This window comes from Marinobacterium weihaiense (assembly GCF_019061305.1).
In the GTDB taxonomy this organism is placed as follows: Bacteria; Pseudomonadota; Gammaproteobacteria; order Pseudomonadales; family Balneatricaceae; genus Marinobacterium; species Marinobacterium weihaiense.
In genome coordinates, this window is record NZ_JAHQZT010000018.1 from 1 (window position 1) to 12,908 (window position 12,908).

General features: G+C 62.2%; 11 protein-coding genes. 6 read left to right on the forward strand and 5 right to left on the reverse strand.

Annotated elements, in window-relative coordinates; genetic code table 11:
• Positions 1-182 precede the first annotated feature (182 nt).
• Positions 183-1,478: a tyrosine--tRNA ligase gene (tyrS, locus tag KTN04_RS12665; RefSeq protein WP_217335601.1), complete on the reverse strand. Its 1,296-nt coding sequence runs from the start codon at positions 1,476-1,478 to the stop codon at positions 183-185.
• 173 nt (positions 1,479-1,651) lie between these two features.
• Here tyrS and KTN04_RS12670 point away from each other — a divergent pair, with 173 nt between their 5' ends.
• Positions 1,652-3,043, forward strand: coding sequence for an OapA family protein (locus KTN04_RS12670; protein WP_217335602.1), 1,392 nt, complete (start codon positions 1,652-1,654; stop codon positions 3,041-3,043).
• Positions 3,036-4,139: an anhydro-N-acetylmuramic acid kinase gene (locus KTN04_RS12675; RefSeq protein ID WP_217335603.1), complete on the forward strand. Its 1,104-nt coding sequence runs from the start codon at positions 3,036-3,038 to the stop codon at positions 4,137-4,139. Before KTN04_RS12670 ends, KTN04_RS12675 begins: the two co-directional genes overlap by 8 nt.
• A gap of 62 nt (positions 4,140-4,201) precedes the next feature.
• Here KTN04_RS12675 and erpA read toward each other — a convergent pair whose 3' ends face one another.
• Together erpA and argC are read right to left on the reverse strand one after the other, a co-directional pair.
• Entirely contained in the window at positions 4,202-4,549 is a 348-nt protein-coding gene (gene erpA / locus KTN04_RS12680; RefSeq protein ID WP_217335604.1) for an iron-sulfur cluster insertion protein ErpA, read from the reverse strand.
• Positions 4,550-4,619: 70 nt separating this feature from the next.
• Positions 4,620-5,654, reverse strand: coding sequence for an N-acetyl-gamma-glutamyl-phosphate reductase (gene argC / locus KTN04_RS12685; RefSeq protein ID WP_217335605.1), 1,035 nt, complete (start codon positions 5,652-5,654; stop codon positions 4,620-4,622).
• 86 nt (positions 5,655-5,740) lie between these two features.
• Here argC and KTN04_RS12690 point away from each other — a divergent pair, with 86 nt between their 5' ends.
• From KTN04_RS12690 to KTN04_RS12705, 4 genes are read left to right on the forward strand one after another with little or no spacing between them, the layout of a single operon-like run.
• On the forward strand, positions 5,741-7,468 hold the full coding sequence (locus KTN04_RS12690; protein WP_217335606.1) for a chloride channel protein: 1,728 nt from the start codon (positions 5,741-5,743) through the stop codon (positions 7,466-7,468).
• A complete protein-coding gene (thiE, locus tag KTN04_RS12695) occupies positions 7,465-8,094 on the forward strand; it encodes a thiamine phosphate synthase (RefSeq protein ID WP_217335607.1) in 630 nt (209 codons plus the stop codon). The genes KTN04_RS12690 and thiE overlap by 4 nt, the downstream gene beginning before the upstream one ends.
• Positions 8,095-8,125: 31 nt before the next feature.
• Positions 8,126-9,412, forward strand: a complete 1,287-nt coding sequence (hemL, locus tag KTN04_RS12700) for a glutamate-1-semialdehyde 2,1-aminomutase (protein ID WP_217335608.1) — start codon at positions 8,126-8,128, stop codon at positions 9,410-9,412.
• A 6-nt stretch (positions 9,413-9,418) separates the two neighbouring features.
• Complete coding sequence (locus KTN04_RS12705; protein WP_217335609.1) at positions 9,419-10,021, forward strand: hypothetical protein; 603 nt, start codon at positions 9,419-9,421, stop codon at positions 10,019-10,021.
• Here KTN04_RS12705 and KTN04_RS12710 read toward each other — a convergent pair.
• On the reverse strand, positions 10,015-10,596 hold the full coding sequence (locus KTN04_RS12710; protein WP_217335610.1) for a tetratricopeptide repeat protein: 582 nt from the start codon (positions 10,594-10,596) through the stop codon (positions 10,015-10,017). The genes KTN04_RS12705 and KTN04_RS12710 overlap by 7 nt on opposite strands.
• Positions 10,597-10,611: 15 nt before the next feature.
• The gene (gene mrcB / locus KTN04_RS12715; RefSeq protein ID WP_254262540.1) at positions 10,612-12,879 is read right to left on the reverse strand and encodes a penicillin-binding protein 1B; all 2,268 of its coding nucleotides are present in this window, start codon (positions 12,877-12,879) and stop codon (positions 10,612-10,614) included.
• Between the last annotated feature and the right edge of the window lie 29 nt (positions 12,880-12,908).

A 12,908-nucleotide genomic window follows, 5' to 3' on the forward strand; every position in this document is an offset into this window, starting at 1 on the left:
AGTGTTTCGCGAACCCTGTCGTCTCAAGCGAGGAGGCGTATTCTACGCATCCCCGATGCAGAGTCAACACCCGTGCGCGTAAAAGTTTCAAAAAAGCGATCGCACGCCAAAACCACCGCCCCTTAACGCAAACAGGCGCCCCTGAGACCAGGGGCGCCTGTTTCACACCGAATGGGCTGTGTTTACACCAGGTAGAACAGGTGATGTTTCTTCTTGCCCAGCTTTACCAGGAAGTACTTGCCGAAGCGGGCCGCCTCAGGTGCAAACAACTGCGCGGCATTCATGTTCTGCTCCATACCGCACGCTTGGTCATTGACCATGACGGCATTGCGCTGCAACGCATCCTTGACCTGCTTGCCGGACGTCGCCAGCCCCGCATCCGTGAACAGGGTGGTCAACGGCAGGTCTGCCAGTTCGGCCGGCACCTGAGTAGCGGGCAGGCCATCCTGCTCCAACTGAGCATAATCGTCCGCACTCAGTTCGGACAGATCACCCGAGAACAACGCATCGGTAATACGGCGGGCCGCCTGTAGTGCAGCCTCACCGTGTACCAACGCCGTCATCTGTTCAGCCAGAATACGCTGCGCTTCCGGACGACCCGCACGTTCACGGTCAGCCGCTTCAATGGCATCGATCTCACTGACCGGCAGGAAGGTAAAGAACTTCATGAAGCGGTACACGTCTGCATCCGGGGTCTGCAGCCAGAACTGATAGAAAGCATACGGCGACGTCTTCTTCGCATCGAGCCATACCGCACCGCCCTCAGTCTTGCCGAACTTGGTACCGTCCGACTTGGTGATCAGCGGCAGCGTCAGTGCATGTGTTGCAGCACCGTTGACGCGACGGGTCAGCTCGATCCCCCCAACGATGTTGCCCCACTGATCAGAGCCGCCGATCTGCATAGTGCAGCCGTACTTGCTGTTCAGTTGCTGGAAATCGTAGGACTGCAGAATCTGATAGGTGAATTCGGTAAACGAAAGACCCGAGCCTTCACGTTCGATACGCTGCTTGACCGACTCCTTGGCAATCATCTTGTTAACGGTAAAGTGCTTGCCAATGTCACGCAGGAAACTGAGCACATCGACATTGGCAGTCCAGTCATAGTTGTTGGCCAGAATCGCACCGCCTTCGCCATCGAAGGTGATAAAGCGACTGATCTGTGCCTTGAGACATTCACTCCACTGCTGCACAACCTCTTCTGAGTTGAGCTGACGTTCCTGGTCCTTGAAGCTGGGGTCCCCGATCAGGCCGGTTGCGCCACCGACCAGCGCAATCGGGCGATGGCCGGCATCCTGGAAACGCTTCAGCATCAACAGCGGCACCAGGTGCCCCAGGTGCAGGCTGTCGGCAGTCGGATCGAAGCCGCAATAGAGGGTCACCGGCCCCTGAGCCAGGTGCTCAGCCAGTTCCTCTTCATGCGTCATCTGTGCGATAAGACCTCGGGCCTTAAGATCTTCGATCAAACTGTTTGCGTTCATACCGCCGGAATCTCTCTATTGAGTTAAAGTAAGCCGATGCAGCATTCTAAACCTTCACTTGATCCTGAACAAACCCGGCCTCGGCCACCACTTCCCGGGGCTCCGGCCCGCCCTGCGTTTCGATATACTCCATCACTCAAGGGCTATTTTCACCTTCTGACACAGGTATCACCGTGACACCCCTGATTGACAAGTTTCGTACCCTGCCACGTCTTCATCGTCTGGCGGCCGGCAGCATTGCCCTGGCGAGTCTGGCCGCGCTCGCGTTCTGGCCAGCGCCTGCGCCCCGCACTGCCCTGCCGGAAACGGGCGCGGCCATTTCCACACCCCATGAAGCTATTGCCACCTCGACCGAGCGCATTCCTCTACCAGCGCAAACGACCAACCTCTTAACCGATACCCCCCCGGAGGCAAGCATCCATACGGTGACACCTGTGCCGGAGCGCATCGAGAACTGGGTGGAATACCCGGTTAAGTCCGGTGACAACCTGACTCGCCTGTTCAAACGTGCTGGACTGGGGCCACGCGAGGTGTACCGCATCTCTCAGGCCACCACCGGGCAGAACGCCTTTCACCATCTGTGCCCGGGGCAGACCTTTGCCTTTCTGATCGAAGACGGCGTGCTACGCAAGCTCAGGCATGTACGTACGCCTCTGGAAAGCACCCTGGTCGAGTTGACTGACCTCGGTTACCAGGCACGGGATATCGTGCGCCAGCCACAAGCGCGTCAGCGCTATGCCGAAGGTCAAATCCAGTCCTCACTATTCGCGGATGCATCCGCCGCAGGCCTGCCGCAGCGAACCATCATGCAGCTGGCTGAGATTTTCGGCTGGGACATCGACTTTGCCCTCGACCTGCGAGCAGGTGACAGCTTCCGCGTACTTTATGAACAGGACTACCTGGATGATAAGCCGCTGGACCGCAGCCGCATCCTGGCTGCCGAATTCATCAATCAAGGCATACGTCACCAGGCCGTGCGCTTCACCGGCCCGAACGGCGACAGCGATTATTTTTCGCCGGATGGCCGCAGCATGCGCAAGGCATTCCTGCGCTCTCCGGTGGACTTTCGCCGCATCAGTTCGCGCTTCAAGCCGGAACGTTACCACCCGGTATTGGGCAAGCGCCGACCGCACCGTGGCGTGGACTATGCCGCTGCCACCGGCACTCCGATTCGGGCGGCCGGAGATGGCAAAATCATCTGGCGCGGCACCAAGGGCGGCTACGGCCGTACCCTCATGCTGCAGCACGGCAGCAACATGACCACTCTGTATGCACATATGAGTCGCTATCAAAAAGGGCAACACAAGGGGGACAAGGTCAAGCAGGGAGAGATCATCGGCTACGTCGGTGCCTCCGGACTGGCAACGGGGCCGCACCTGCATTATGAATTCCGCATCGACAACGTACACCAGAACCCGCTGACCGTGGACCTGCCTGCGGCCGAACCGGTTCCGGGCCCGCAACGCGAAGCCTTTGCGACCCAGGCACGGACGCTGCTTGCAGCACTGGACGCCGCCTCCGGCACCCGACTGGCCATGACCGAACAGGAGAATAGGGATGAGTGACTGTTACATCGGCCTGATGTCCGGGACCAGCCTGGATGGCATTGACGCCGTCGCCGTCAGCTTCGAACCGACTTTCTGCCTGCACGCCAGCCACACCCATCCGCTACCCGCGGACCTGCGCCAGCTGATTCTGCAACTGAACCACAGCGGCAGCGATGAGATCGACCGACTGGGGCAACTGGACATTGCCCTGGGCCGCGTGTTTGCCGAAGCCGTACAGGGCCTGCTTGACAACAGCGGTCTGCTGCCTGAACAAATACGCGCCATCGGCAGCCATGGCCAGACCATCCGCCACCGGCCGGAGCTGGGCTTCAGCTTGCAAATCGGCGACCCGGCAACACTGGCCGAATACACTGGTATCACCACCGTGGCCGACTTTCGGCGCCGCGATCTGGCCGCCGGTGGCCAGGGGGCCCCTCTGGTTCCGGCCTTTCACCAGGCGCTGTTTCGTCAAGAGGGGCAGGACCGGGTTCTGGCCAATCTGGGGGGCATGGCCAACATCACCCTGCTGCCCGGTGACCGGGAGCGACCGGTGCTGGGCTATGACACCGGACCGGGCAATGTGCTGATGGATGCCTGGATTCGGCGCCACCGGGGACTCGCCTATGATGCGGACGGCCAGTGGGCCGCCAGTGGACGGGTGCATGCCGGTCTGTTGGAGCAGCTGCTCCGCCATCCCTACTTTGCCCGTACCCCGCCGAAAAGCACCGGACGCGAGCAGTTTGATCTGCCCTGGCTGGATGACCAGCTGCAGCAATTGGCGGAACCGGTGGCCTCGGTCGACGTACAGACCACCCTGCTGGAGTTGACCGCCCTGTCACTGACCCGAGCGATTCAACATCATGCGCTGTCCCGACCCGAACTGCTATTGTGCGGCGGTGGCAGCCACAATCGGCAGCTGCAGCAACGCCTGCAATTGCACTTGCCACAGGCGCGTCTGACAACGTCAGCCGCCGGAGGTTTGGAACCCGATTGGGTCGAAGCCGCTGCCTTTGCCTGGTTTGCCATGCGCACCCTATCGCGCCAACCTTCAAGCCTGGCGGCGGTGACCGGTGCACGGGGAGACCGCATTCTCGGCGCCATCCACTATCCCTGAGCGCGACCCAAAAACAGAAACGCCGGCATCAAGCCGGCGTTTGCGCAACAGTATGACAGCGATCAGATCGAGAACGATGACCCGCAACCGCAGGTTGTGGTCGCGTTGGGGTTGTTGATCACGAACTGGGAGCCCTGCAGGCCTTCCTTATAGTCGACTTCAGAACCCGCCAGGTACTGGTAGCTCATGGGGTCGACCACCAGGGTCACGCCATCACGTTCAACAGCTGCGTCGTCGTCAGCCATGTTTTCATCAAACGTGAAGCCGTAGGAAAAGCCGGCACAACCGCCGCCGGTGATATACACCCGCAGTTTGAGGTTGTTGTTCTGCTCTTCTTCCAGCAGTGACTTCACTTTGTTGACCGCCGCATCGGTAAAGACCAGTTCGGCCGCTTGTGCAGTATCGCTCATAGTTACACTTAACCCTCTTGGATACAGCGCATTCTGCCTAACCCTAGTATTTCAGTCAAGTATTGACCGATCAGGGCATCAGGGCGACCTGTTGCAGACCAGTGGTCTCCGGCAGATCGAACATGATGTTCATGACCTGTACCGCCTGACCGGACGCCCCCTTGACCAGGTTATCGATGGCCGACAGCACCACCACCGTATCTTCACCCTGCGGCTGGTGCACACTGATGCGACACATATTAGAGCCCTTGACGCTGCGGGTTTCCGGGTGAGCACCGGCCGGCATCACATCCACGAACGGCTCATCACGGTAGAACTCTTCGAACAGCGTCTGGAGATCCGGTCCGACCGGATCCTTGAGCACCGAGTACAGGGTGGCATGAATGCCACGGATCATCGGCATCAGGTGCGGTGCGAACGTCAGGCCAACCGGACGACCGGCCATGCTGCTCAGGCCCTGCTTGATTTCCGGCAGATGACGATGGCCCGGCACGCCGTAAGCTTTGACGCTTTCGCTGGATTCCGCCTGTAGCATGGCTACATTGGCACCACGACCGGCCCCGGTAACACCGGACTTGCAGTCGGCAATCAGACGACGGTGATCGATCAGGCCCTTTTCCAGCAGCGGACGGAAGCCCAGCTGAACGGCCGTCGGGTAACAGCCGGCACAACCGATCAGCTGACCTTCACGAATCGCATCGCGGTTGACTTCAGGCAGACCATAGACCGCCTGCTGAGCCAGGTCCGGGCAAGTGTGTTCCAGGCCGTACCATTTCTCCCAGAGCTCGATATCCTTGATGCGGAAATCAGCCCCCAGGTCAATGATACGCACGCCACGCGCAACCAGCTCAGGTGCCATGCTCATGGCCACACCATGCGGCGTGGCAAAGAACACCACATCACAAGCGGCCAAACGGTCCACATCAGGCACGGTAAATGCGAGGTCGTAGTGGCCACGCAGGTTGGGGAACATGTCCGCGACCTGGATACCCTCCTCGGATCGCGAGGTGATAACCTCGACCTGAGCCTGTGGATGGTTTGCCAGAAGACGCAACAATTCTACACCGGTGTAGCCGGTGCCACCGACGATTCCTACCTTGACCACATCAACCTCTCATCAGTACGCAAAAACTGTTAGGGTATAATACTCAGCTGTTCAGCAGATGACCATGATCCCCTGAAGCCACCATCATGCCACACCGACTGCTTTCACTGGAACATTTCCGCCAACGTCTGGCCCACGCCGACGCCCTGCCGCAGCTGGTTGTGCTGGGGGTACTGTCCGGCCTCGCGGCAGGCGGTCTGATCAGCCTGTTTCGTCATCTTGATACCCTGCTGCAGTTCGAGCTGCTGCCCGGCGGTGCCGAACGCTTTGAGAACCTGTCGACGCAGGAGCGTCTACTGTGGCCGGTCGGCGGCAGCCTGATGCTGATCCTGCTGTTTCTGGTCATCCCCGCGCATGCCCGTTCGGTCGGGATCGTCCACCTGCTGGAACGCCTCAACAATCAGCAGGGGCGCATGCCGGGTCTGAACATGCTGATCCAGGGCCTGTCCGCGCTGATTGCCCTGGGCAGCGGTCACTCGGTGGGCCGCGAGGGCCCCGCCGTCCATATCGGCGCCGCCGCCAGCAGCCTGATCGGCCAGCGCATGCACCTGCCCAACAACTCCCTGCGGCTGCTGGTCGGCTGCGGCACGGCGGCCGGGATCGCGGCGGTCTTCAACACCCCGCTGGCCGGGGTGATCTTCGCCATGGAAGTGGTTCTGCTCGAATATACCCTGATCGGTTTCCTGCCTATTATGGTGGCAGCCGTGGTGGCCGACGTGGTGGTAAGGGCCACGGTGGGCGAGGCGATCGTCTTCAATGCGCCGGAGGCCAGCATCGGCGAGCTGACCGGGCTGCCACTGGTCGTACTGCTGGGGCTGCTGACCGGACTGTTGGCCGCCGGATTTCATCACCTGCAACTGCTGACCTTCCGCCTGCGTCACTGGCATTTCAGCGTGCGCTTTTTATTGGCCGGCGGACTGACCGGCGCCGTGGCCGCCTACTGGCCGGAAGTGATGGGCAGCGGCTACGACACCATCGAAGCCCTGTTTCACGGCCCGGCCCCGCTGCTGTTCCTGCTCGGCCTGCTATTGGCCAAGTGCCTGCTGACCCCCGTGATCATTGCGCTGGGCATTCCCGCCGGCCTGATCGCGCCAGCCCTGTTCATCGGCGCCGTCGCCGGTGCTCTGCTTGGCGGTGTCGGCGCCTGGCTGACCGGCCAGCCGCATACCGGCTTGTATGCCATGATCGGCATGGGCGCGATGATGGCCGCCCTGCTCAATGCGCCACTGGCTGCCCTGCTGGCACTGCTGGAGCTGACCCACAACACCGGCATCATCCTCCCCGGCATGCTGGCCATTCTGGTAGCCAATCTGACCACCCGCTTCGGTTTCGGCCTGCCCTCCATCTTTCACGCCTCCCTGCAGCAGCAAGGCCTGGATCTGCGCCAGGCACCGCTGGCACAGGTGCTGTCACGGGCAGCGGTGGGCAGTCTGATGCAGCGCGACCTCTGCCAGGCACCGGCGAGTCTGAACCGCACGGCGGCACGTGCGCTACTGGATGCCGCGCCCTACTGGATTCTGGTAGACAGTACACCACGCCGGTTCCTGCTGCCCCCGACCGATCTGCGCCAGTACCTGGACAGCTTGGCGCCCGAAGTGGACTCTGGCGACGACATCGACCTGCTCAGCATTCCAGCTCAACGGATCGACGTTGAACCTTTGCTCTACCGCGCCACTCTCAAGGAGGCACTGGAGCGCATGCAGCAACAACAGCTGCAGTACCTGCTGGTGGTCAGCAACCGGGAAGAACCCATGGGCCTGATCAGCCGCCAGCAGATCGAAGACTACTACCATCAGAAACAGAGCCTGACATGACCCGATTGCATGGCCTTTATGGCCTCACCGATGCCACCCTGATGCCCACCGATACCCTTATGCTGGAGCGGGTGGAAGCGGCCCTGCGCGGCGGCATGCGCCTGCTGCAGTACCGCGACAAGTCCACCGATGACGCTCGCCGTCTGCGCCAGGCACTGGCATTGCGTGACCTGTGCCGACAGTATGACTGCCCGCTGCTAATCAACGATGACGTGGAGCTGGCTCATGCCAGCGGTGCCGATGGCGTTCATCTGGGTCAGCAGGACGGCAGCGTGGCCGCCGCACGCGACCGCCTGGGCCCAGCGGCACTGATCGGCCAGACCTGCCACGACCGTATCGATCTGGCCCAGCGCGCCATTCAAGCCGGCGCCGATCATGTCGCCTTCGGGGCCTTCTTTGCCTCGCGCACCAAGCCCGAGGCTGAACTGGCGCCGCTGGCACTGCTACAGGAAGCCCGCGCCCGGCTCAACGTGCCGGTGGTGGCGATCGGCGGGATCAGCATGGATAATGTTGCCCGGGTCGTTGCAGCGGGCGCGGATCTGATAGCCGTGGTCAATGCACTGTTTGCCGCTGAGGATATTCAGCAACAGGCCGAGCGTCTGACCCAACCGTTTCACGTTTCGTAACTCATTCGTTTGAAGATAAAGGAAGTGTCCAATGTCACGTTCAGAATCCCTGTTCCAGGCCGCACAGGCCCACATCCCGGGCGGCGTCAATTCACCGGTGCGCGCCTTCAAGGGCGTTGGCGGCACCCCGATCTTCTTCAAGCGTGGCGAAGGTCCCTTCCTGTTCGATGAAGATGATCGCCGCTACATCGACTACATCGGCTCCTGGGGTCCCATGCTGCTGGGCCACTCCTACCCGCCGGTGATCAACGCCGTGCGCGAGGCACTGGACAACGGTCTGGGCTTTGGCGCGCCGACCGCCATCGAAACCGAAATGGCCGATCTGGTTTGCGAGCTGGTGCCCTCCATGGAGATGGTGCGCATGGTCAGCTCCGGCACCGAAGCCACCATGAGCGCCATTCGCCTGGCCCGCGGCTTCACCGGCCGTGACAAGATCGTCAAGTTCGAGGGCTGCTACCACGGCCACTCCGACTCCCTGCTGGTAAAGGCCGGCTCCGGTGCTCTGACCTTGGGCGAACCCAACTCGCCGGGGGTTCCGGCGGCGCTGGCTGAGCACACCATTACCCTGAACTTCAACGACATCGACAACGTGCGCCAAGCCTTTGCCGAGATCGGTCACCAGGTGGCCTGCATCATCGTCGAGCCGGTGGCCGGTAACATGAACTGCATCCTGCCCAAGGAAGGCTTCCTGGAAGGCCTGCGCGAGGTCTGCGACCAATACGGCAGCGTGCTGATCTTCGACGAAGTGATGACCGGCTTCCGCGTGGCCCTGGGCGGTGCCCAGGAGAAATTCAACGTCAAACCCGACCTGACCACGCTGGGCAAGGTGATCGGTGGCGGTCTGCCGGTGGGCGCCTTCGGCGGCAAGCGCGAAATCATGGAACACATCGCGCCGCTGGGCCCGGTCTACCAGGCCGGGACCCTGTCCGGCAACCCGCTGGCCATGGCCGCCGGCCTGACCATGCTCAAGGCGCTCAAGGCCGAAGGCATCCACGAAGCCCTGAGCGCCAAGACCGAGTACCTGACCCAAGGCCTGGAAGCCCTGGCCAGCAAACACGGTATTCCCTTCACCACCAGTTGCGTGGGCGGCATGTTCGGCATCTTCTTTACCGAGCAACCGCTGGTCAGCAGCTTTGCCGATGCCACGGCCTGTGACACCGAGCGTTTCGGCCGCTTCTTCCACGGCATGCTGGATGAAGGCATTTACCTGGCACCGTCCGCCTTCGAGGCCGGCTTCATCTCCAACGCCCACACCGAAGCGGAACTGGATGCCACGCTGGCCGCCGCGGATCGGGTGTTTGCCACGCTGGCGGAGTAAGCGGGCATGCTCGGACAAGGTCTGCTGCTCGCGGCCGCCCTCGGGGCGGCCATGCTGCTGTTCCGCCACGCGGACACCCAGCCCGAGGCCCCACGCTCACAGCTGCAGGTGGGTTGCCTGAGCCTGGTCTTCATCACGCTGGCGGCCATGGGACAATTGCTGCTGACGCCGCAGAACCAGGATGTTGCAACCCTACAGCGCCTGCTGGACAACCTGGCACTGTATGCCGGCTTGCCACTGCTGGTCACGGCTACGCTGGCACAGGCCATGGGCTGGTACTGGTCACGAGCTGGATGGGGCCGCTGGCTGCTGGCCCTGTTTGCACTGTTTGAGCTGTTTCGCCGCATGGGACGGGGCGAGGACTACACCCTGTGGCTCAGCTTTGCACTGGCCGCCGCCCTGCTGCTAACCGCCTGGCGTCAACAGCGCCTGCTGGCACGCCTGGCGACCGCCCTGTCCGCACCACTGCTGCTGGTCAGCCTCAGCGCGCCGGCGCTGATGGTGGCCGAGCTGCCTGAAAGTGCGCGCCTGCTGGCCCAGGCGGTCAGCCTGCTGCTGCTCTGTTGGGGCCTGCAGCAACAGACACCGAAACCGACAGCGGCTCAATAAGCCGCGGCCTTCTGGCGGGCCTGCCTGGCGCCCGCCGCATTTCCCGCCTCGGCTCGAATATCCGCGACCAACAGCCACAGGCGACGCAGCGCACCGGCTTGACCCGAGGCGACACTGACGCCTTTTAGCGCGACCTGCTCGGCCTGAAGAAACTGCCCCTGACGTCGCTGCACATCCGCCAGCTGGAAATAGACTTCGGGGTCTCGCGGCGCAATGCGCAAGGCCCGCTCCAGTCGACTCTGTGCCGTACGCAGGTTGCCACTGCCGGTATCACGACGTGCCGAGTCCAGCAATGCAACCACCGCCGGGCTCTGCGGCTGACGCACCGTCACCGGAGCCTGTGGTACTGGCGCCGGGGTATCTTCGGCACCACGCTGGGCACGAATGACCGGTGCCGTTTCGATCGGCGTCACCTTCACGCCCGGCGCCGGTTCGGCCGGCACCACCGTACCCGGCGCCCGGGGTGCATCCGTGCGCCCCCGCTCCTCGACCGGTGCCTTGTAATCATAGGGGCTGGTGCCGGCACAGCCGGTCATGGCCAGCGTCAGTGCCGTAATCAGATAAACCTTTTTCATAGCATCCTTCTAATATCAGTTGAACCAGTTACGGAACCAGTCCAGCGAACGCCGCACTGGGGTATCCAGACCACAATCGACCTTGTCCGTCGGCGCCGTGCCGGTCAGGAACGGCAGCTGTCGCGAGCCCTCGCAGCGCGCATCCGAACGCAGTCCCGTGGCTTCATCCACCCAGACATACTCGATACCGGCCGGGCGTGTGGCCACAAAGGGTTGCGGCTGCTCACGGCGCATGAACTCGGTCCATACTCGCAGCGCACCGCTGGCACCGGTAAAGGGCAACTGGGAGTTATCATCACGCCCCAGCCAAACCACCGCCAGACGGTCGCCGGTATAACCGGCAAACCAGCTGTCACGCTGATCATTGGAAGTCCCCGTCTTGCCGGCCAGATTCAGGTTTTGCGGCAGCGTGCGATAAGCACTGCGCGCTGTACCTTCCCGGCCGACTTCCTGTAACGCGTACTGCAACAAGTGCACCACCTCGGGCTTGACCTGCTGCTTCAGGGTAAAGGGATAGCGTGACAACTCTTCACCTTCGGCATCGGTCACCCGTCGAATGACCCGCAGTGGCATGCGGAATCCATTGGCGGCGATGGTCTGGTAGATGCTGGCCAGCTCCAGTGGTGACAGGGCCTGTGCCCCCAACAACAGGGATGGATAAGGCTTGAGCTCGCGTTCGGCCCCAAGCCGCTCCAGCATGTCGATTACCCGCTCGACGCCCACGTCCATGCCCAATCGCGCCGTGGACTGGTTGTAGGACAGCGCCAGTGAACGATGCAGCGGCACCAGACCGTGACTGCGCCGGTCGAAATTCTGCGGCTCCCAGGTCGAACCGTCCGGCAGCTTGACGCTCAACGGCTCGTCTTCAAGCATGGCGTTGAGGGTGTAGCCCTGCTCCAGGGCCGCCAGGTAGACCGCAGGTTTGACAAGAGAGCCGACAGGGCGTAGTGCATCCAGGGCACGGTTGAACCCTTGGTAACGGGTATCGCGGCCCCCGATCAACGCCAGCACCTCGCCGGTCTGTGGATCGGTCACCACCATGCTGGCTTCCAGGTTGTTGGCTCGCTGGCCATAGCGCTGCTCCAGCCGCTTCACGCTGCTCTCCAGCGCCGCTTCAGCATGGGTCTGCGCCAGCGGGTCCAGAGCCGTAAAGACGCGCAGACCTTCGGTGCTCAGATCTTCATCGCGGTATTCTTCACGCAGCTGACGCTTGACCAGGTCCAAATAAGCCGGAAACGCGCCCTTGTGCAGACTGCGCTGCTTGACCACGCCCAAAGTGCGCTCACGCGCGGCCGTGTAGTCTGCTTCCGTGATATGGCCCTGCTCATGCAGCATCCTCAGTACCAGGTTGCGGCGCTCCATGGCACGCTCGGGATGGCGGCGCGGGTCATACCAGGACGGCCCCTTGACCATGCCGGCCAGCAGCGCGACCTGATGCAGCTCCAACTCCTGTACCGGACGGGCAAAATAGTATTGACTGGCCAGACCGAAGCCGTGGATGGCACGGCTGCCGGACTGTCCCAGATAGACCTCGTTCAGGTAGGCTTCCAGTATCTCGTCTTTGTCGTAGTGCAGCTCCAGCAGCATCGCCATCGGCAGCTCCAGCAGCTTGCGGCTCAGGGTACGATCGGAGGTCAGGTAAAAGTTCTTGATCAACTGTTGGGTCAGAGTGCTGCCGCCCTGCACGAAACGTCCGGCACGCACGTTGACCCACATGGCACGGGCGATACCCTTGAAGGAAACGCCCCAGTGGTCATAGAAAGCGCGGTCCTCCACGGTCACCAGCGCCTGCGCCAGATAGGGCGGCGCCTCTTCCAGCTTGATCAGGTCGCGGTCTTCATTGGACTTGGGGTAGATGCCGCCGATCAGCATCGGTTCCAACCGTACCAGCGGCAAGTTCTGCCCCTGGGCATCCCGGATGCTCTCGAGCCGGTCACCGGAAAAGCTCAGCAGCAGATTGCGGGCCGGTTCGGCACCGTCCGGGAAATTGAAACCCCGAGTCTGAATGCGCGTACGGCTGCTGGCCCACTCCACAGCACCCGGCTGCTCGGCCCGGCGCACGAAGCGGTAGTTGAGGCTCTTCAATTCCTGCTTCAGGTCAGCCATGCTCAGGGTCTGGCCGGGATAGAGCTCCAGCGGTCGGGCGTAGACCTTCGCCGGCACGGCCCAGCGCTTGCCCTCGAATTTGGTGCGCACCTGAGCGTCCAGGTAGATCAGACCGACACCGGCAATGACGCTCATCACCAGCCCCAGCTTCAATAGCCAGCGCAGCAGGCGACCCAAGCGGGAAGGTTTGCGGGAACGGCGCGATT

Bases quoted from the DNA above. Each gene is read 5' to 3' on its own strand.
- hemL (WP_217335608.1), top strand. From the start codon at position 8,126: ATGTCACGTTCAGAATCCCTGTTCCAGGCCGCACAGGCCCACATCCCG.
- KTN04_RS12690 (WP_217335606.1), top strand. From the start codon at position 5,741: ATGCCACACCGACTGCTTTCACTGGAACATTTCCGCCAACGTCTGGCC.
- KTN04_RS12710 (WP_217335610.1), bottom strand. From the start codon at position 10,596: ATGAAAAAGGTTTATCTGATTACGGCACTGACGCTGGCCATGACCGGC.
- KTN04_RS12675 (WP_217335603.1), top strand. From the start codon at position 3,036: ATGAGTGACTGTTACATCGGCCTGATGTCCGGGACCAGCCTGGATGGC.
- KTN04_RS12705 (WP_217335609.1), top strand. From the start codon at position 9,419: ATGCTCGGACAAGGTCTGCTGCTCGCGGCCGCCCTCGGGGCGGCCATG.
- erpA (WP_217335604.1), bottom strand. From the start codon at position 4,549: ATGAGCGATACTGCACAAGCGGCCGAACTGGTCTTTACCGATGCGGCG.
- thiE (WP_217335607.1), top strand. From the start codon at position 7,465: ATGACCCGATTGCATGGCCTTTATGGCCTCACCGATGCCACCCTGATG.
- tyrS (WP_217335601.1), bottom strand. From the start codon at position 1,478: ATGAACGCAAACAGTTTGATCGAAGATCTTAAGGCCCGAGGTCTTATC.